Source organism: Colwellia sp. RSH04 (assembly GCF_003545765.1).
In the GTDB taxonomy this organism is placed as follows: domain Bacteria; phylum Pseudomonadota; class Gammaproteobacteria; order Enterobacterales; family Alteromonadaceae; genus Colwellia.
Genome location: NZ_QXIO01000002.1, coordinates 102,500 through 120,864, shown reverse-complemented (window position 1 = coordinate 120,864; position 18,365 = coordinate 102,500). Strand labels below are relative to the sequence as shown.

General features: G+C 35.2%; 19 protein-coding genes. 6 read left to right on the top strand and 13 right to left on the bottom strand.

Annotated features, from left to right (window positions below):
* Window positions 1-178: 178 nt before the first annotated feature.
* The 4 genes from D1094_RS04050 to D1094_RS04035 all read left to right on the top strand — a co-directional run bounded on the left by D1094_RS04050 (window position 179) and on the right by D1094_RS04035 (window position 3,088).
* Window positions 179-1,396, top strand: coding sequence for a Xaa-Pro peptidase family protein (locus D1094_RS04050; RefSeq protein ID WP_118958821.1), 1,218 nt, complete (start codon window positions 179-181; stop codon window positions 1,394-1,396).
* A gap of 132 nt (window positions 1,397-1,528) precedes the next feature.
* Complete coding sequence (locus D1094_RS04045; protein WP_118958820.1) at window positions 1,529-2,107, top strand: septation protein A; 579 nt, start codon at window positions 1,529-1,531, stop codon at window positions 2,105-2,107.
* Between the two features lie 35 nt (window positions 2,108-2,142).
* On the top strand, window positions 2,143-2,445 hold the full coding sequence (locus D1094_RS04040; protein ID WP_118958819.1) for a YciI family protein: 303 nt from the start codon (window positions 2,143-2,145) through the stop codon (window positions 2,443-2,445).
* Between the two features lie 229 nt (window positions 2,446-2,674).
* Window positions 2,675-3,088, top strand: a complete 414-nt coding sequence (locus D1094_RS04035; RefSeq protein ID WP_118958818.1) for a lysozyme inhibitor LprI family protein — start codon at window positions 2,675-2,677, stop codon at window positions 3,086-3,088.
* 73 nt (window positions 3,089-3,161) lie between these two features.
* Here D1094_RS04035 and D1094_RS04030 read toward each other — a convergent pair whose 3' ends face one another.
* The 3 genes from D1094_RS04030 to D1094_RS04020 all read right to left on the bottom strand — a co-directional run bounded on the left by D1094_RS04030 (window position 3,162) and on the right by D1094_RS04020 (window position 7,521).
* Window positions 3,162-4,229 (bottom strand): AI-2E family transporter, encoded by a 1,068-nt coding sequence (locus D1094_RS04030; protein WP_118958817.1) that lies wholly within the window; start codon window positions 4,227-4,229, stop codon window positions 3,162-3,164.
* An 84-nt stretch (window positions 4,230-4,313) separates the two neighbouring features.
* Complete coding sequence (locus D1094_RS04025; protein ID WP_118958816.1) at window positions 4,314-6,818, bottom strand: ABC transporter permease; 2,505 nt, start codon at window positions 6,816-6,818, stop codon at window positions 4,314-4,316.
* Complete coding sequence (locus D1094_RS04020; RefSeq protein WP_118958815.1) at window positions 6,808-7,521, bottom strand: ABC transporter ATP-binding protein; 714 nt, start codon at window positions 7,519-7,521, stop codon at window positions 6,808-6,810. The genes D1094_RS04025 and D1094_RS04020 overlap by 11 nt, the downstream gene beginning before the upstream one ends.
* Here D1094_RS04020 and D1094_RS04015 point away from each other — a divergent pair.
* Window positions 7,520-8,149 (top strand): arylesterase, encoded by a 630-nt coding sequence (locus tag D1094_RS04015; protein WP_118958814.1) that lies wholly within the window; start codon window positions 7,520-7,522, stop codon window positions 8,147-8,149. The genes D1094_RS04020 and D1094_RS04015 overlap by 2 nt on opposite strands.
* A 216-nt stretch (window positions 8,150-8,365) precedes the next feature.
* Window positions 8,366-9,949 (top strand): cation:proton antiporter family protein, encoded by a 1,584-nt coding sequence (locus D1094_RS04010; RefSeq protein WP_118958813.1) that lies wholly within the window; start codon window positions 8,366-8,368, stop codon window positions 9,947-9,949.
* A 211-nt stretch (window positions 9,950-10,160) separates the two neighbouring features.
* On the opposite strand, the gene D1094_RS04005 is transcribed toward D1094_RS04010, so the two are convergent.
* The 10 genes from D1094_RS04005 to acpP form a co-directional block, all read right to left on the bottom strand.
* Window positions 10,161-11,072: a hypothetical protein gene (locus D1094_RS04005; protein ID WP_182440094.1), complete on the bottom strand. Its 912-nt coding sequence runs from the start codon at window positions 11,070-11,072 to the stop codon at window positions 10,161-10,163.
* A gap of 50 nt (window positions 11,073-11,122) precedes the next feature.
* Window positions 11,123-11,467 carry a DUF4156 domain-containing protein gene (locus D1094_RS04000; protein ID WP_118958812.1) on the bottom strand — a complete coding sequence of 115 codons (345 nt, stop codon included), beginning with the start codon at window positions 11,465-11,467 and terminating at the stop codon, window positions 11,123-11,125.
* A 539-nt stretch (window positions 11,468-12,006) separates the two neighbouring features.
* On the bottom strand, window positions 12,007-12,774 hold the full coding sequence (locus D1094_RS03995; RefSeq protein ID WP_118958811.1) for a TatD family hydrolase: 768 nt from the start codon (window positions 12,772-12,774) through the stop codon (window positions 12,007-12,009).
* 80 nt (window positions 12,775-12,854) lie between these two features.
* Window positions 12,855-13,181, bottom strand: coding sequence for a PilZ domain-containing protein (locus D1094_RS03990; RefSeq protein ID WP_118958810.1), 327 nt, complete (start codon window positions 13,179-13,181; stop codon window positions 12,855-12,857).
* Window positions 13,182-13,197: 16 nt separating this feature from the next.
* Entirely contained in the window at window positions 13,198-14,130 is a 933-nt protein-coding gene (locus D1094_RS03985) for a DNA polymerase III subunit delta' (protein WP_118958809.1), read from the bottom strand.
* Between the two features lie 11 nt (window positions 14,131-14,141).
* A complete protein-coding gene (gene tmk, locus D1094_RS03980; RefSeq protein WP_118958808.1) occupies window positions 14,142-14,765 on the bottom strand; it encodes a dTMP kinase in 624 nt (207 codons plus the stop codon).
* 20 nt (window positions 14,766-14,785) lie between these two features.
* Entirely contained in the window at window positions 14,786-15,793 is a 1,008-nt protein-coding gene (mltG, locus tag D1094_RS03975) for an endolytic transglycosylase MltG (protein WP_118958807.1), read from the bottom strand.
* On the bottom strand, window positions 15,786-16,586 hold the full coding sequence (pabC, locus tag D1094_RS03970; RefSeq protein ID WP_118958806.1) for an aminodeoxychorismate lyase: 801 nt from the start codon (window positions 16,584-16,586) through the stop codon (window positions 15,786-15,788). The genes mltG and pabC overlap by 8 nt, the downstream gene beginning before the upstream one ends.
* Window positions 16,587-16,695: 109 nt before the next feature.
* Window positions 16,696-17,934 carry a beta-ketoacyl-ACP synthase II gene (gene fabF / locus D1094_RS03965; RefSeq protein WP_118958805.1) on the bottom strand — a complete coding sequence of 413 codons (1,239 nt, stop codon included), beginning with the start codon at window positions 17,932-17,934 and terminating at the stop codon, window positions 16,696-16,698.
* A gap of 132 nt (window positions 17,935-18,066) precedes the next feature.
* Window positions 18,067-18,300: an acyl carrier protein gene (acpP, locus tag D1094_RS03960; protein ID WP_118958804.1), complete on the bottom strand. Its 234-nt coding sequence runs from the start codon at window positions 18,298-18,300 to the stop codon at window positions 18,067-18,069.
* Window positions 18,301-18,365 lie beyond the last annotated feature (65 nt).

Sequence of the window (18,365 nt, the reverse complement as noted above, 5' to 3'; positions counted from 1 at the left end):
ACTAAAGTACTCTTCTCAACATAAAAGTACAATGCCTTAGCGCCTGTTACTTGATAAAGATCAACTGCGCTATTTGAACTAACATAAGTTTGTAAATAAATAAAACCTTCTACTATCAAACTATCTATGTATATTGTATATTTACGGTATACAATGATTAACTCAACTAGGTGAACACATGACTATTGGAATTGGCGGCTCGACGGCAGCAATTGAACTTGAAAAACTATCAGACATGACTACTGATATATCTCCTATCTCAGAACTTGAATTTAAATCACGTATGGTAAAAGCTCAGCAAATAATGAAAGCTGAGAATATTGATGCTATGTATCTTAACGCCGGTACAAACCTTTATTATTTCACCGGTACACGTTGGTACCCAAGTGAACGTATGGTAGGAGCTATTTTAACGCAATCTGGTGAATTACATTATGTCGTTCCTCATTTCGAAATAGACTCCATCAAATTGCAAATTACGATTGAAGGTGAAATGCATGGATGGCAAGAGCATGAAAGCCCATACGAGTTAACCAATAATGTGTTAGCTAATCTAGGTATCAAAGCAGGTACTTTAGCTGTAGATGAATCGACTAGCTTCTTTATGACTAATGGTATCCAGAATGTTAATTCACAACTAACATTAATTGATGCTAAAACAATCACTGCAACATGTCGTGGACAAAAATCAGATCATGAAATTGCCTTGCTTCAGCGCGCAAAAGATATGACGATGATAGTGCAAAAAGCAGCAGCTCGTATCCTGTATGATGGAATTTCTACAGATGAAGTAAAAAACTTTATTAATCAAGCTCATATAAAATTAGGTGCTCCAGCAGGATCGTATTTCTGTATTGTGCTATTTGGTTTAGATACCTCTTACCCGCATGGTGTAAAAACACCAAAGAAACTCGACTTAAATGATGTAGTATTAATTGATACTGGCTGTCAATTACATGGTTATAATTCAGATATTACAAGAACGTATGTGTTTGGTGAGCCTAGTGCAAGACACAGAGAAATGTGGCAAATAGAAAAAGACGCGCAAATTGCAGCCTTTAATGCAGCAAAAATTGGCGTACCATGTGGTGATGTTGATGTAGCAGCACGTAATTATATTGCTGAAAAAGGTTTAGGGCCTGACTATGAAACGCCAGGATGCCCACATAGAACAGGTCACGGTGTTGGTTTAGATATTCACGAATGGCCATATTTAGTTAGAAGTGACAGAACACCACTTGCTAAAGGTATGGCTTTTTCAAATGAACCAATGCTTGTAATACCTGGGGAATTTGGCATACGACTTGAAGATCATTTTTATATGACTGAATCAGGCGCAAAATGGTTTACTGAGCCTTCATACAGCATTGATGATCCCTTTGGTTATGAACAATAGTATTAAACATAACTAACCTGTTCTACCTTCCTCAATATTATAGCCAAACATTATTTTTAACACTTTAATGTTTGGCTATTACGTTAATATTTAGTTAAAATCCCAAACACTTTTTTCAACTCTATACTTTTTATGCACGCTATTTTTGAATATATCCCGCTTATTATTTTCTTTGTTGTTAATAAATTTGCCGATATTTATTGGGCAACTGGCGCATTAATTATTACTTCAGCGCTACAAGTACTATATTACGTTATAAAAAAAGAAAAAATACCAACAAGACATCTCGTTGTTTTTCTCATGGTCGCTGTCTTTGGCGGGCTAACCATATTTTTCCATAATGACGCTTTCATTAAATGGAAAGTTACGATTATAAATGGCTTATTCGCATCAGCTTTACTAATTAGTTACTACGGCTTTAATAAAAACATCATCAAACAATTTCTAGGTGAAGCACTTACTTTACCTGAAAATATTTGGGCAAGACTAAACTTGGCTTGGGCTTTTTTCTTCACTTTTTGCGCTATCTTAAATATTTATATTGCCTATAGTTACGAACTTGAAACCTGGGTTAACTTTAAAGTATTTGGGTTAACTGGTTTAACCTTTGTTTTCGCTATTAGCTCGGTATTATTTTTATATAAATACATGCCTCAAGAAGAAAACAAAGACGATGAAAATACGCAAAATAATAACAGTGAAATTAACTAACTTTTCACCTCATAGATTTTAATACGAGAGAATATATGTACTATCTTATTTATAGTGAAGATGTGGAAGACTCATTATCATTGAGACTTTCAGTAAGAGACAAACATTTGGCACGCTTACGAAATTTACAAGAACAAGGGCGACTTTTAGTGGCTGGCCCATGCCCTGCCATTGACAGTGAAGACCCTGGCAGTGCTGGTTTTACAGGTTCACTCGTTATTGCAGAATTTGATAGTTTAATCGAAGCACAGGCTTGGGCTGATGTAGATCCTTATATAGAGGCAGGTGTTTATAAAAAGGTTATCGTGAAACCTTATAAAAAGGTATTGCCTGCGTAGAGGCCTTTCGCTCTATACCGAGAGTAGTCTCTTTCTATTGCGTTATCTTTTAAACCAATAATGTTGGACGAAAAAGGTAGCGCTATTGAGAAACCAACCCCATTTCCAGTATTACCGCTAATAACTTAAAAATGCTTATTTTTGTGTGCAAATTTTTAATAAATAGCTTAAATTAATATAATACGTCTTTTATACTTATCATTGTAGCTTTTAGGTATCAATATAAACTATGAATAAAAAATTTCTATTATCTCTTTCGCTACTGACAATATCACTGATATCACCAGAATCTAGAGCAGTAACAAGCCTTAAAGATTGTGATAATGTCAGAGCAAACGAAAGTCAATTATCTCGTTGTTTAGATAGTATGATTGACTCTCTAGATAAAGAATTACAAACATGGATAAACCATCATACTTTTAACTTAGAAGAAAAAGCGTTAATCAACGGACGATATTCCGCACTTAAAATGTTTAAACGTTCGCAAAGCAATTTTATTAGCTTTCGCGAAAATGATTGCCGCTGGAGGTATTTGGCCATTTCACCTGAAAAAGGTGCTGGAAATGCCTTTAAGCAGTGTTTTGTTGATTTAACAAAAGCAAGAATTAACCAACTTTCAACGAATACAGAAGTCAAAATATAACCATTATTTTGTAAAAACACTAAAATCAACATTTAATTTTAGTGTTTTATATACAAGCTTTTAAGTAGATAATTTACTCTTCAGATAATACTTGTTTTGATTTTTCACACACTTCTTGCTCGTCACTTAACATAACAGCTAACCATCGACCTTCTGGAGAGTTTTCAAGGCCAATCTTCAAGATCATCGTTAAAGGCACACTTAATAGCATACCCACGGTACCAAGTAACCACCCCCAGAAAATTAATGATAAAAAGACTACAAGTGTCGATAAACCTAAGCCCTTACCCAAATAGCGAGGCTCCACTATATTCCCCATAACCATATTGATCATAACGTAACCTAAGCCTATAAGACCAGCTTCTCCAATTCCTAGCTGTAAAATAGCTAATGTCATCGGTGGAACGGCAGCAATAATAGAACCGATATTAGGAATATAATTTAACAGAAATGCTAAAACCCCCCAAAGTAAATAAAAATCTAATCCAAAAGCCCACAACATGATTGAAACAATACACCCTGTCGCAAGACTTACTAGGGTTTTAATAGCAATATAATTATTTACTGCCGCTAGAAAGCGTTCAATTTGGTTAAGACGCATTTCTGGATCATCCATAGCGAAATGAAGCTTTAACGGGAAAGAAGCAGATTCAAAAAGCATAAAAACAACGGTTAATATGATCAAAAATAAATTAGCCATAACCGAACCAAAACCGCTCAACATTTCAGCAGCTAACCCCATAGCCGCGGCTGGATCAAAATATTCACTTAATACAGAGATTGAAATATCTATATTGTATTTAGTAAACAGCTCGGTTAGCCAAACAAACTGCTCCTTTAATTGCACGCGGTATTGAGGTAATTGTTGAGAAAGCTCATTCAATGATTTTCCCACCAAACCTGTTAACGACAATGCAACGAAAACAAAGCAAACTATGACGAAAATGACAGAAATGGCTTTAGGTATTTTGTATTGACTGGCTTTAGCGATCAGGGGGTTACAGATAATAGCAATAAACAATGACAATAAAAATGGGACAATGATGCTAGCGGCAACTTTGACACCAGCCAAAATAATAAAGACGGCAGCAACCGTGACAAACCCTTTAACTAATGAACTATTTTTATCCAAAGCGACCATGTATATTTCCCTTTTTATTATATACGGGCAATATACATGACATTACCTAGATTCACTAGCGACTCTTTAAATATCGTTGGCCTTTTAAGCCAGTTTTCTTAACAAGCCTTGAGTATTTTGTTTCATGGTATTTGAAACCATAAAGTAACCTATAATCGCAACAAACAAAGCCCCACTTAATGGACCTAAAAACCAAATATAAGGATGAAAACGGCCATCAACATTGAATATCTGCTGTTGAATAATAAGCAAAGCAACATCGCTAACCAATGCGGCAACAAAGCCTGCGATGGCTCCTAATAAGAGAAACTCATAAAGCGTTGCTAATTTAATTAACTTGCCTCTAGCGCCTAATGTTCTCAATATAACCACTTCTTGCATTCGCTCAGCTAAACTGGCTTGCACTTGTGATATTAACACTAAAGCGCCACTAATTAAGACAATTGAGAGTACAAAACTAATTGCTAAAGTAACCTGAGCAATAATCGATTGTGCCTGCTCAAGGCGAGATTTTATATCAATCATACTTATTGTTGGGTATTGATGTAATAACTTGCTAATAGCTTTAGTATCGCTGTCTTTTAGTTGAGCGGCACTGAAGTAAGTAACGGGTACTTTACCAGCCATGTTTGGGCTTAAAATCATAACAAAGTTAGGTTTAATCGTTCCCCAATCAACCTTTCTAAAGCTCGTTACTTTTGCTTTAATCACTTGTTCATTAATTAATAATGATAATCTATCGCCGATTTTTAAACCTAATACATCTTTCCAGCCTTCAAATACTGAAACTTCAATATCAGCAGAGCCTTTTTTAAACCATTCACCTTCAATAATTTCATTACCATCAGGCAATTCATCAAGCCACGTTAAATTAGGCTCTCGACTTACTCCCTCTCTGGCATCTTTGTCGCTCTCTTCACCTTCTTGTTTTGAAACCCGTGTTGCAAACGATTCACCATTAACACCATCTACTCTCCCCTTAAATACAGGGTAAAATGTTTCATGAGGAATACTATTGTCGTTAAAAAATTGTTTAAGTGGCTCAATCTCGCGCTCGGCTATATTAATAATAAACATATTAGGTGCGTCATCAGGTACTTGCATTTGCCAATCAGTAATTAAATCATTTTTTAAAACGACCAAAAAAAGCATAAGTTTAATGGCTAGAGCAAAACTAATTAATTGCACAGCGTTCGCATTTGCACGTTTTTGTAACGTTGCAATAGCTAAAGACCAGCTCGAACCAGGCCTTAAACCTAATTGACGTCCTGCAGCAAAAAGTAACCGTGAAATACCAAATAATATTACGATAACGAGTAACGTAGAGAAGAATAAGATTAACGTTGTTTTAATACTGCCGCTAAACCCCAACATCAAAGCAAAAATAGTCGCTAATGAAATTGACACATGCAATCTACTTATCGCCAATTTATCACCTAGGTTTCTTCGCAGTACACGTAAAGGCGGAATATCAAATAAATCTAATAAGGGTTTTAATGAAAACATTAACGCACAGACAATCCCAATTAATGCAGAAAGTAGCCAGGGTTTGAACCCTGCTGCGGGTAAGTCTGTTCCCATAAATTGTGATAAATATCCTGCACCAATGTATTGAAGTATAAACCCTAGACACAAGCCAACAATAACCGAAAAAGACGTAACCAAGGTTAGGTGCAATAAAAATATATTCCTAATAACTTGTCTAGTTCCTCCCAATGTTTTCATCATGGCAACTGGGTCATACTGACGTTCACAATAACGTTTTGCTGAAACTGCCATAGCAACCGCAGCTAACATAATACCGAACAAACCAGCTAATAATAAGAACCGCTCCGCACGTTGTAAATTCTCTCCTAATGGAGATTGGCGATCTTTTATACCTTCCCAGTTTTGATTACGCTTTAATTTTGGTTTCAACCATGAATAAAAGGCTTGTATATTTTGCTCTTCACCTGCAAACAAAAATCGATGAAACACACGACTTCCCGGCTGCACTGCTTGGGTCGTTTCAATATCGTTATAATTTAATAAAACCCGTTTGTTGCCTGAAAGCGAAAAAAATGGCGCGTCTGGTTCATTAACCAAGACTTTAGAAACGGTAAAAACCCCTGCCCCCAACTCTACTTGATCACCTACATTAACATTTAAGGTGTAAAATAATCCTTCACTTAACCAAACGTTTCCTTTAGTTGGCCCTGAACTAGCGTCATAAGGCAAGGTATTTAACGAGTCTTTTACAGTTAACGTTCCACGTAAAGGGTATTCATTAGTTGTCGCCTTAACAGAGCCAAGCACTAACTCATCATTAGCAAATAACATAGAATCAAAAAACAACATTTGAGCTGTTTGTAATTTATACGCTTTAGCTTGTGTTAAATAAATATTATCCATTTCATGATTACTGGATAAACGTCTATCAGCGGCAATAAAGTCACTACTTTTTTGCTCTATGTTTAAACCAATACGTTCAGTAATAGAAGATAAACTAAAGACCGTTAATACTGCTAACGCGATAGCAGCAAAAATAATGGTAAGCTCCCCTCGTTTAAATTCTCGAGAAAATAATTTAAATGCTAATTTAACCCACATGAGAAACCTCTCCCTCCACAATCTTTTCAAGTTTTCCGCCTTCAATATGAATAATACGATCACATTGTGCAGCAAGTTGTTCGTCATGGGTTACTAGCACTAAGGTTGTTCCATTTTGTTTATTTAAATCAAATAATAACTTTTCAATTAAATGGCCATTCTTACTATCTAAATTAGCTGAAGGTTCATCTGCGAATAAAATTCTTGGGGAGCCAATAAAGGCTCTTGCGATAGCAACACGCTGTTGCTCACCACCTGATAGCTGTGATGGATAGTGTCCTAAACGATGACTAAGGCCAACTTTGTCTAATAATGCAATAGCCTGAGGTTTTGCATCGTGATCACCTGATAACTCAGCAGGTAACATAACATTTTCAAGAGCAGTTAAACTTTGCACTAACATAAATGATTGAAAAACAAAGCCTACCTTGTCAGCTCTTACTTTTGCTCGGGCTTCTTCATCTAATGTACTTAAAGCATCACCATCTAGATGAATTTCACCTTCGGACGCTACATCTAAACCTGCTAATAAACTCAGTAACGTCGATTTACCAGAGCCAGATGCCCCAACAATGGCGACAGATTCGCCTGACTTGACACAGAAGTTAATATCACTAAGGATAGTGAGGTTTCCCTCAAGGGTTTCAACACGTTTACTTAGCCCTGACGCTTGAATTACATTTAACTGAGAAAGTACAGACATGACTCGTATATTCCTAAAATCGATAATTATTTTCATTTATATTCTAACAGCCAATATAGCAAACGCTGAGAATAAAATACTACTTATAGGTGATAGCTTAAGTGCTGGTTATGGACTTGAGCAAGAGCAAGCGTGGGTTCATTTGTTACAAAATAAATATAATCAAGAAAATGCTTCAATTCAGATAGTTAATACAGCCATCAGCGGTCAAACCACGGATAACGCTCTGCTAAAGATAGACACTTGGTTAGCGACACATCAACCAACACATGTATTAATAGAACTTGGTGGAAACGATGGTATACGCGGTTTTCCAATTAGCTTAATAAAAAAGCACCTAATGGATCTCGTCACTCAAAGTCAAAAATCAGGTGCTAAAGTGGCACTCATGCAAATTGAAATTCCTCCTAATTTAGGTCCAAGATATACCGGAATGTTCAAAAAAAATTATCAACAAGTCGTTGACAAAACGGGGGCTTACCTAATGCCTTATTTCATGACTAAAATCGCCATCGATAAACGTTTAATGTTAGACGATAACTTACACCCTAATGCGAAAGCACAGCCTATGATAAAAGATTTTATGCACAAAGAGATCTCGCTATGGTTATCAACCTCATCACAATGATAAGAAAGATGATTAGAAATAATGAAATGATAACCCGATAAAGAAAGTTAACTGTTACACTATACTAGGTGAACCCAGCGTTAAATTTCATGGGAAAACATATTGTTATATTTAACTTTAACAATAACTTTTATTAAAATACCTCGATAAATTAGGTATATTTATATTATTACTTTCATTTAAACTTTTTCCGCTCTAATTCTAAAGGCAAGTTTCATGGATTTCATTTGGATTTTATTCGCTTTCATTTGTGGTATTGCAGCTAAAACTGTTTCATTACCCCCTTCTATAGGTTATTTGCTTGCCGGATTTTTACTACATTTTATTGGATTTCAAGCAGACGACACCATTACAGAGTTAGCAAACCTAGGTATTACTTTAATGCTATTTACTATAGGTTTAAAACTAAATATCAACGACTTAATCAAAACAGAGGTATGGGCTGGAAGCTTAACACACACTAGCCTATGGATTTTAATCGGAACTATTTTATTTAAACTATTCCTATTAATGTCTATTACGTTCTTTTCAGATTTAACCCTATCGACTTCGCTCATTATTGTATTTGCTCTGAGCTTTAGTAGTACCGTTTGTGTTGTTAAGCTACTAGAAGATCATGGTGAATTGAAGACACGGCACGGAAAGTTAGCTGTTTCTATTTTAGTAATGCAAGATGTCATGGCTGTATTATTCTTAGTTGCCGCAACGGGTAAATTTCCATCATACTGGGCAGGCTTATTATTGCTGTTATTTTTAATCAAACCATTGATTTATAAATTAATCGATAACGTTGGGCATGGCGAGTTAATTCCGTTAACGGGTTTCTTTCTAGCCTTTGGTAGTTACGAATTATTTGAATTAGTAAATATAAAGGGAGATTTAGGCGCTTTATTAATAGGAATGTTTTTTGCGTCACACAATAAAGCCAGTGAAATCTCTAAGTCATTACTCAGCTTTAAAGATCTATTTCTAATTGGCTTCTTTTTATCTATTGGTTTTACCGCGCTACCTACATGGGAAATGCTAGGGATAGCTGCCATATTAACCCTTCTTCTCCCATTAAAGTTTATTCTTTTTTATTTCTTATTTTTGAAATTGAGATTAAGAGGCCGAACCGCTTATTTATCAGCCCTAATATTAAGTAATTTTAGTGAGTTTGGCTTGATAGTCGCTTCTTTGAGTACAAAAGAAGGTTGGCTACCTAAAGAATGGTTAGTTATTTTATCTTTAGCAGTTACCTTATCATTTATTATTACCAACATACTTTACAACTATGCTCATGTATTTTTTGCACGTTATAAATCAGGGATTAAACGTTTTGAACACAACAAAAAGCTAAAAGAAGATAGTTTTGTACAACCTTGTGATGCACCGATTGTTATCATAGGGATGGGAAGAGTTGGCATGGGTGCTTATACAGCCCTTGCAGAGCAAGTTCCAAATTTAATCTGGGGATTAGATGCAGATAAAAGCAAAGTAACTTGGCTAAATAAGAACAATATACGTGCCTATAACGGAGATGCAGAAGATTCTGATTTTTGGGAAAACATTCAATTAGAGCGATTAGAATTAATTCTTTTAGCATTGCCAAGTGTACAAGACATTATGAATATAACAACGCAATTAAAAGCGGCTAATTATCATGGAAAAATAGCCGCTATTGCCCGTTTTGACGATGAACGTGAAAAACTACAAGAGTTTGGTGTAGATAAAGTGTTCAACTTCTACAATGAGGCTGGTGTTGGTTTTGCCAATGAAAGTTTATCGTTATTCTCCCCTACAACGAAAGATGCCGTTTAACGGTAACAATTCTGTAAATAAAGCAGACTATTCTAGGCAGCTATCAATCTTAATAAGCTGCCTATAAATACAGCCTTCAAATACTGCATAGCTACTAACTGGGCAATGCTTAACATCAGGATATATTAATCCTTAAACAGCTAATGTTTGTGATTTATATTTTCTAAATCATGATATTAAAATATATTCAAGGATAATTTAAAAAATTAAACTAACTCCCATAATAACTAATAAGACTTATTGCTATCCCAAACTCTCGCCTAAAGTCTCTAACTTGATTGAAATCTAAAAAAGGCTCTACTTCAATATAAAACCAAGATTTATAAGCTAGATGTCGGTAGCGCATTGATAAGTAATAAGTCTCGTTAGATTCATCGTTTTTATTATTGCTTTTATTATACTGAATACCACTGACTAATAATTGTTTTTGATTTACTTTTAAAATGTGAAATAAACCTACTTTTCTTCGTGATCTACTTTCTTTTTCTATTTTTTGCCAGCTAGCAGAGAAAGAGAATGCACTGTTCTTTAAATAATATGCCATTGCACCTTTAAGACCTGGTCCCCAACCATCCTCATAAAAATAATCAATGCGTGGCTTTAATTCAAAACCCATATTGTCTAATTGCCAATTAAACTTTGCTTCTGATCGAACATAAAGTTGACTTCGACTGACTCCTAGCCTTGTTTTAATATTATTAGACTTACTAAAGTCACTAGCATATTGAAATGCTAGATTGATATTGTCTTGATTATCTTTAAAAGGATCAGATTCATAATCAAGTAACAGTTCGTCCTCATTATCGTTATCAATAATTAAAGAAAGTTTGTCATTAATTTTTGGTAAATCAAATGCCACTTTTAGTTTTACATCAAAGTCATCTAAATCAGCGGTACGTGGCATCCATGATAAGAGTAAATAGCCATAAGAAGAGGCCTTTTTGTCATTATGTTCGTCAATATCATCTAACCATGAAGCCGTATCCTGCATCATGGTATTTAGTTTATTCTGGAATAAATCTAATCTTGGACGTTCAACTTCTACCGGTTGAGTTTCATCTTCAGCATGAGCATAACAACACATAAATAGCGTAACGATTAAAAAATAGTGAGGTTGTTTCATTTTTGTTGGTAGGCTTAAGGCTCATTAAAGTGTGAAGGCATAGGAGAGATTTATTTTTTAGTTAGCGGTTTACAGTAATACGCTTGAGCTAAAATGGTAACGGAGGTATTAAATGCCATATTTGTATGCACATGAACACTATTTGCGCCGATAGCTCGGGCTTGTGTTTTCAAATCGTTAATGGCACCTTGAGTTAAATTTTTATTTGAAATAAATAAATAATCATACCAATGCCCTTGAGTACCAATGACTTCATCAATATATCTACAATCTCTAATTTTTTCTTCATCAGAATATAACCTTACCTTTTCATCACCTGGTTTTATTTTTTTTATTTCCAGCATACTGCATGAAGATAATACAAAAATTAAAAATACTAATGAAAATCGAGTCATTATTTGATTTCCCCTTAAATGGAATGATTGCCATAAACAACTTTGAAAATTACAAAGTAAGCAGTACTCTTTATACACTAAAAAAAATATATAAGAACGTAATGACTATTAATGAATACTATAGCTTGATGTTACAGAGCCTTTTAACAAAAACCACAAAACAATCTGTGGACAAGGTGTGTCAAAACGGTTAACCAATGCTGCACAACCTGTTAACAAGTAACTTTTTCAAACAAAAAACAAACACTAACACATTAATAAAAATGAAGAAAATTAACTTATTTAAATATAAAAAATAAAATTAGCAAAAAACAAAAGATACACTAAACTTAATTACCATGTTTAAGAATATATTTATTCTTCTTAAAAATACTGACTTATCTTAATGAATAAATGCTCGCAACTTTATCAATTAGATATTTAGATTTTGTGTTTAAATTTGGTATTTTGGATTAGCGCACGGCTCAAACCCCTTGAGCCTTCCTTTTAAGCCCTACTTTTTGTTAGGGCTTTTTTTTGTCTGATATTTTATTTTTACATTATCTATTAAACAATTTATTAAAATTATCTGTTGATTGTTTAGCTACCTGCTCAATAGAAAGTCCTCTAATACTTGCTAAATGTTTAGCCACTTCAATAACAAAAGCAGGTTGATTTTGTTTTCCGCGATGAGGGACTGGTGCTAAATAAGGTGCATCAGTTTCAATGAGAAATTTATTACTCGGTACTTTAGCAGCAACTTCTCTTAAAGCACTGGCATTTTTGAAAGTTACAATTCCTGAAAAAGAAATATAAAACCCTAATTCAATCGCTTGTTCTGCCATTTCCCATGATTCGGTAAAGCAGTGTAGAATTCCACCTACCGATGCTGCACCTTCTTCACGCATGATGTTCAAGGTATCTTCTTGAGCGTCACGTGTGTGTATTATCAATGGTTTAGCTAATTTTTTGGCTACCTGAATATGCTTTCTGAAAGAGTCTTGCTGTAGCTGTTTAGTTTCAGGTGCATAGTGATAATCTAAACCTGTTTCTCCAATGGCAATCACTCGCTCATGTTGAGCCAGTGTTTGCAGCTCTTCAGGATTAATACTATCTTCTTGATTTAATGGATGAGCACCACACGTTAAAAACACATTATTATAATGTTTAGTTTGCTCTGCCATTAAAGGAAAGTCTTTTAAAGTGACACTAACGCATAGCATCTCAGTCACATTAACTTCGCTTGCCGCTTTTATTACGTTATCAAGGTTATTATCAAATTCAGATAAATCGAGACGATCTAAATGGCAATGTGAGTCTATAAACAAAATACTTCCTTACTGCTTTATTCAATTAAATAAAAAAGGCAGTTTAAAAACTGCCTGTTAAAAATTAATGTATTAACAAACTACATAGTTAACGTTGGTTCTGAAGAATTTAAGTGACGTGCTATCGCTTGTTCAATTTGATGACGAATTTTATCTGGATCATCCACAAAAGTAACACCAACACCAGGAGGAGTTCCATTTTGAGCACCAATTGGTGTTAACCAACACACTTCACCCTTTACTACTGAAGGCTCTAGAGAATCAGGTAATAATACATTAAGCTCTACTTCTGCTCCTAACTCATATACACGTGGCGTACGAACAAATATACCGCCTTCCTTTAAAAAAGGCATAAAAGCCATGTGTAAATCTCGTTCAGAATGAAATTCTACATTTAGTGGAACCAAAACTACTCTCCTATTTCTAGCTCTTTACTATTTTTATCATGCTAAAAAACAACTGCTCTAAAACAAACTGTTGGTTAACTTGCGCATATTGCTTTAATGTTTTGTTAGCATTAATTATAACGCCAAATAATTGATTAAGCACCGATGCTGTTAGTTTACTATTATTTAAGTCAACATACGAATGCTCAGGAAGGTGTTGTGCTCGTTGTAAGTTACAGGTGATTTTTTCTAACCATCGTAAAGCATGTTGATTAGTCTGCAACGCTTCTAACAACGCTTTATTCTTACCATTTTTCAATATAAAGTCTATATAGGTCTCTTTAAATTGAAGATATTCTTTGTAAATTTGTTGATCTTCTAATTCTTGAATGTGGCTAATATTTACAAACCCTGTATCTAGTTTTTCGATATTGCTTAATGATGAATTACTATTTTTAGCTTGAGCAATTAACTGCTCACCCGCAAGAGGTTGAATCGAAAATAACCTGCAACGACTTACTACTGTTGGTAAAAGTTGTTCAATGTCATGGGTTATTAAAATAATAACGCTATCAGCAGTCGGCTCTTCCAATGTTTTCAACAAAGCATTGGCAGCTGCAATAGTCATTGTCTCAGCATTAGGAATCAACACCGTTTTATATTGCCCAATGTGTGCGGTTTTTTGCAAAAACAAGTTGCTATGTCTGATGTCGTCGACACCTATAGTAGCTGTATGAGATTGAAGTGTTAAATGATCAGGGTAACTTTGGCTCCGTGTTAGTAAACAGTTTTTACAATGTCCACAGGCTTTTAAAAAATTAGCTTGTTGTTGTACGTCATTACACGATAATAAATTTGTTAACCATTCAGCTAATACATGTTTACCAGAGCCCTTAGGTCCTGAAATTAAAATGGCATGAGGGAGACGTTTTTGGGAAAATTGTTGACTTAAAAGCTGTTGATGGTTCATTTCGCCCTGCTTTATTTAATAAACGTCGTTAACGCTTCTTTAATATCTTGGTGAACCTGAGTGATTGATTGAGATGCATCAATAGTCACAATTGTATTATCTTCACGAGCAATCTCTTGATACTTATTGCGTACTCTTTCAAAAAAATCAATTTTTTCAAGTTCAATTCTATCAAGCTCTCCTCTTGCTTTTGCTCTAGATAACCCTATTTTAGGATCAATATCTAAATATAAAGTTAAATCAGGTTTAAAGCCCTTTAATGTAACATCTGCAATAGCTTGCATTACTGAGTCATCAAACATTCGCCCTCCTCCTTGATAAGCTTTTGAACTTAAATCATGCCTATCACCAATAACCCAAAGCCCATTTTCTAGTGCTGGTAATATTTTATTGGCTAGTAATTGGCTTCGGCTAGCATACATAAGCAACAACTCAGTTTCCTGGGTGAGTTTCTCTTCATGATCTATTGATTTCACAATGGTTCTAAGTGACTCAGCAAGCGCTGTACCACCTGGCTCTCGGGTCTTTATGAATGAAACGTTTAATTGCTGTAAAAACTCTTCAACAACCGTGATAGCAGTTGATTTACCAGCGCCTTCCATGCCCTCAATTACAATAAATTTACCTTTAGACATATCTTTCTCTAATCATCCATTTAATTATTTTGTGTTTTTTTTAAATACAATTTAACAGCCACATTGTGTTCTGCCAATGTTTTACTGAATGTATGATTTCCCTGCATATCACCATTGCTAACAAAGTAGAAGTAGTCACTTTGTGCTGGGTTTAATGCTGCTTTAATAGCAGATAACCCTGGCATAGCAATTGGAGTTGGCGGTAACCCAGAAATTCGATAGGTATTATATGCAGTTTTTTCACGTTTATGTGCATAAGTAATATCCCCTTGATAGCGATCACCTAAGCCGTAGATAATGGTGGGATCTGTTTGCAAACGCATCTTTATATTTAATCGATTAACAAAGACTGATGCGATAAGGGGCTGCTCAGGGATATAACTGGTCTCTTTCTCAATAATAGATGCCATAATAAGCGCTTGGTACTTATTCTTATAAGGTAAATCTGACATTCTTGACTGCCATGCCTCATCTAAGTGCTTGTTCATTTTCGTTTTAGCACGTAATAAAACATCAACATCGTTAGTCTTTGCGGTATAAGCATAAGTATCAGGAAAAAATAACCCTTCTGGGTTGTCTTGCTCGACTCCTAAAATTTTAACAATTTCTGCAATACTTTTATCTTGCAAGGTATTATTCAAATAAGGTTGTTTTTTTAATAAAGCCAACCATTCTTTAAACGTTGAACCTTCAATAAAGGTAATAGAAAACTGGTGCTCGTTGCCAGATGCTACCTGAGTAAGTAATGTCAGTGTCGGAGTCTGTGGCTTTACTAAATAGGTACCTGCTTTAATAACCGTGTTTTGTGGGGAAAAACGAGCATAATTACGAAGCCAAAAACGATTTTCAAGCCAGCCTTTATTCACTAACTGTTGAGAAAAACGACTAATTGAACTGCCTTTTTCAACAGTAATCAACTGCTCTACTGAAATATTAAGTGGTTTATTCAATTGTTGCTTGAAGGTTAACAATAGTGCTAAACAAGCTAACGCACATAAGAATAAAGTAAATACAATCTTTTTAATCAAGGAGTTGTTCTCTTATTTTTTTAGACTGAATCATCGATAAGTCACGTTGCTTTAGACACCTGACGGGCATTAATCCCATGATAGAGTTACAAATGAATACTTCAGTGGCACATAATAACTCATCTATAGTGGTTGATGTTACTTTTACATCACCGATTGTCTTGATTATGTTTTGTCTCATTAAACCATCGACACCAGACAGCGAAAGATCGGGTGTTTTCCATTGCTGATCATCTAAATAAAAAATATTCGCACACGTTGTTTCAACAACAAAGTTATTGGCATTACAAACAACTAAATCATCGAAGGGTAATAAATCAAGCTCTTGCCTTAAAATGACTTGCTCTAAACGATTTAAGTGCTTAATACCTGCTAACATAGGACTCACAGATAACGCATTTTTACTGATACCAAGACTCATACCTGTATTTACAAGTTCATCATAATGCTTGGGATAATCAGATACCATGATAATCAATTGACTAGCATTTTCATCTAGGTTGATACGAGAATATCCCCTACCACCGCTGCCAGCAGTAATAATTACCTTTAATACGGCTAATTTGTATGATCGTGCATACATTTCTATACTATGTTTTATATCGCCAAGATGCTCAATGTTAATACCTAAAAACTCACATCCTTTGATAAGTCTAATCAAGTGTTGCTCAAGCAGCTCAACTTGCCCGTTAACTATTTTAGCAGTAGTAAATAGACCATCACCATAGGCTAAACCTCTATCATTAACTGATAGACTATTAACTTCTTTTCCATTAATTGAGCAAAAAATCATATTTATCTATATAAAAATAATTGCTTTAGTATAAATACAAAAGCCTGAATATCTCTAGACAGAGTATTCAGGCTTAGCGTTTTAATAGCAAGGGTTTTAGAACTGCCTCTTAAATCTTTTTGAAGATCAAAGATCCATTTGTTCCACCAAAACCAAATGAGTTACAAAGTACATATTCTAAATTAATATCACGCGCACCATCACGGATATAATCTAAATCACACCCTTCATCAGGGTTGTCTAAATTAATTGTTGGTGGGACTTTATTGTCATTTAATGCTTGAATACTAAATATCGCTTCAACAGAGCCCGCTGCACCTAACAAATGACCTGTCATCGATTTGGTTGAGCCCATGTATAAATCGTAAGCGCCTTCGCCAAATACAGATTTAACAGCATTTGTTTCTGCAATATCTCCTGCAGGTGTTGAGGTACCATGAGCATTAATATAACCAATTTTCGTTTTATCAACTTTAGCGTCATTAATCGCATTTTGCATTGCTCTAGCTGCACCTTCACCACCTGCAGGGGGTGAAGTCATGTGATAAGCATCACCGCTCATTCCAAAACCAGCAAGTTCTGCATATATTTTGGCCCCACGGGCTTTAGCATGCTCATACTCTTCAACAACGATAACACCCGCACCATCACCGAGAACAAAACCATCACGGTCTTTATCCCAAGGGCGAGAAGCTGCTTGTGGGTCATCGTTTCGAGTTGATAACGCCCTAGCTGCACCAAAGCCTCCCATACCTAGTGTAGTGGAAGCTTTTTCTGCACCACCAGCAACCATCACATCAGCGTCACCGTAAGCAATCATGCGAGCGGCATGACCAATATTATGAACACCACTAGTACATGCTGTAACAATAGAGATATTTGGACCTTGCAAACCAAACATAATAGATAAATGACCTGATATCATGTTTATAATGGTTGAAGGGACAAAAAATGGTGAAAGCTTACGTGGGCTACCTTCAGCTTTAATCATTTTTTCATGGTTTTGCTCAATAAGACCTAAACCACCTATTCCTGAGCCAACAGCAACACCGATACGCGGAGCATTTTCACTGGTAACTTCAATGCCAGAATCTTTTATTGCTTGTACACCCGCTGCGACACCATATTGAATAAAAAGATCCATTTTCTTGGCTTCTTTTCGTTCCATATAGTCTTGTGCATTAAAACCTTTAACTAAACCCGCAAAGCGAGTTGGGTAAGCAGATGTATCAAAATGCTCAATATTGCCAATACCACTTTTTCCAAGCAGTAAGTTTTGCCATGTTTCTTGTGCTGTATTGCCTAATGGGCTAAGCATACCAAGACCAGTTACTACGACGCGTCTCATAAGATCGGCTGCCTCCAATATAAAATACTAGGTATAAAAAAAGCGGTACTCTTTGATAAGTATACCGCTTTATTGTTCAGAATAAATCTTGCGAAATATTATGCTTCAAGTCACATACCGACTTGAATAAAATTACTGGTTAGCAGTAACGTAGTCGATTGCTGCTTGAACTGTAGTGATTTTTTCAGCTTCTTCGTCAGGAATTTCAGTATCAAATTCTTCTTCTAACGCCATAACTAATTCAACAGTGTCTAATGAATCAGCACCTAAATCATCAACAAAAGAAGATTCAGTTTTAACTTCTGCTTCACTAACACCTAATTGTTCGATAGTAATTTTTTTTACGCGTTCTTCGATAGTACTCATTTTATTTCCTTTACTTACTGAAAGTGCAATTTTTCAAATTGCGTGTAGTGTATTCGCCAACAGGC

Coding starts and splice junctions, on each gene's coding strand:
- D1094_RS04010 (WP_118958813.1), top strand. CDS start 8,366: ATGGATTTCATTTGGATTTTATTCGCTTTCATTTGTGGTATTGCAGCT.
- D1094_RS04020 (WP_118958815.1), bottom strand. CDS start 7,521: ATGTCTGTACTTTCTCAGTTAAATGTAATTCAAGCGTCAGGGCTAAGT.
- D1094_RS04005 (WP_182440094.1), bottom strand. CDS start 11,072: ATGAAACAACCTCACTATTTTTTAATCGTTACGCTATTTATGTGTTGT.
- D1094_RS04035 (WP_118958818.1), top strand. CDS start 2,675: ATGAATAAAAAATTTCTATTATCTCTTTCGCTACTGACAATATCACTG.
- D1094_RS04015 (WP_118958814.1), top strand. CDS start 7,520: ATGACTCGTATATTCCTAAAATCGATAATTATTTTCATTTATATTCTA.
- tmk (WP_118958808.1), bottom strand. CDS start 14,765: ATGTCTAAAGGTAAATTTATTGTAATTGAGGGCATGGAAGGCGCTGGT.
- D1094_RS04025 (WP_118958816.1), bottom strand. CDS start 6,818: ATGTGGGTTAAATTAGCATTTAAATTATTTTCTCGAGAATTTAAACGA.
- D1094_RS04030 (WP_118958817.1), bottom strand. CDS start 4,229: ATGGTCGCTTTGGATAAAAATAGTTCATTAGTTAAAGGGTTTGTCACG.
- fabF (WP_118958805.1), bottom strand. CDS start 17,934: ATGAGACGCGTCGTAGTAACTGGTCTTGGTATGCTTAGCCCATTAGGC.
- pabC (WP_118958806.1), bottom strand. CDS start 16,586: ATGATTTTTTGCTCAATTAATGGAAAAGAAGTTAATAGTCTATCAGTT.
- D1094_RS04000 (WP_118958812.1), bottom strand. CDS start 11,467: ATGACTCGATTTTCATTAGTATTTTTAATTTTTGTATTATCTTCATGC.
- D1094_RS03985 (WP_118958809.1), bottom strand. CDS start 14,130: ATGAACCATCAACAGCTTTTAAGTCAACAATTTTCCCAAAAACGTCTC.
- D1094_RS04050 (WP_118958821.1), top strand. CDS start 179: ATGACTATTGGAATTGGCGGCTCGACGGCAGCAATTGAACTTGAAAAA.
- D1094_RS04040 (WP_118958819.1), top strand. CDS start 2,143: ATGTACTATCTTATTTATAGTGAAGATGTGGAAGACTCATTATCATTG.
- acpP (WP_118958804.1), bottom strand. CDS start 18,300: ATGAGTACTATCGAAGAACGCGTAAAAAAAATTACTATCGAACAATTA.
- D1094_RS04045 (WP_118958820.1), top strand. CDS start 1,529: ATGCACGCTATTTTTGAATATATCCCGCTTATTATTTTCTTTGTTGTT.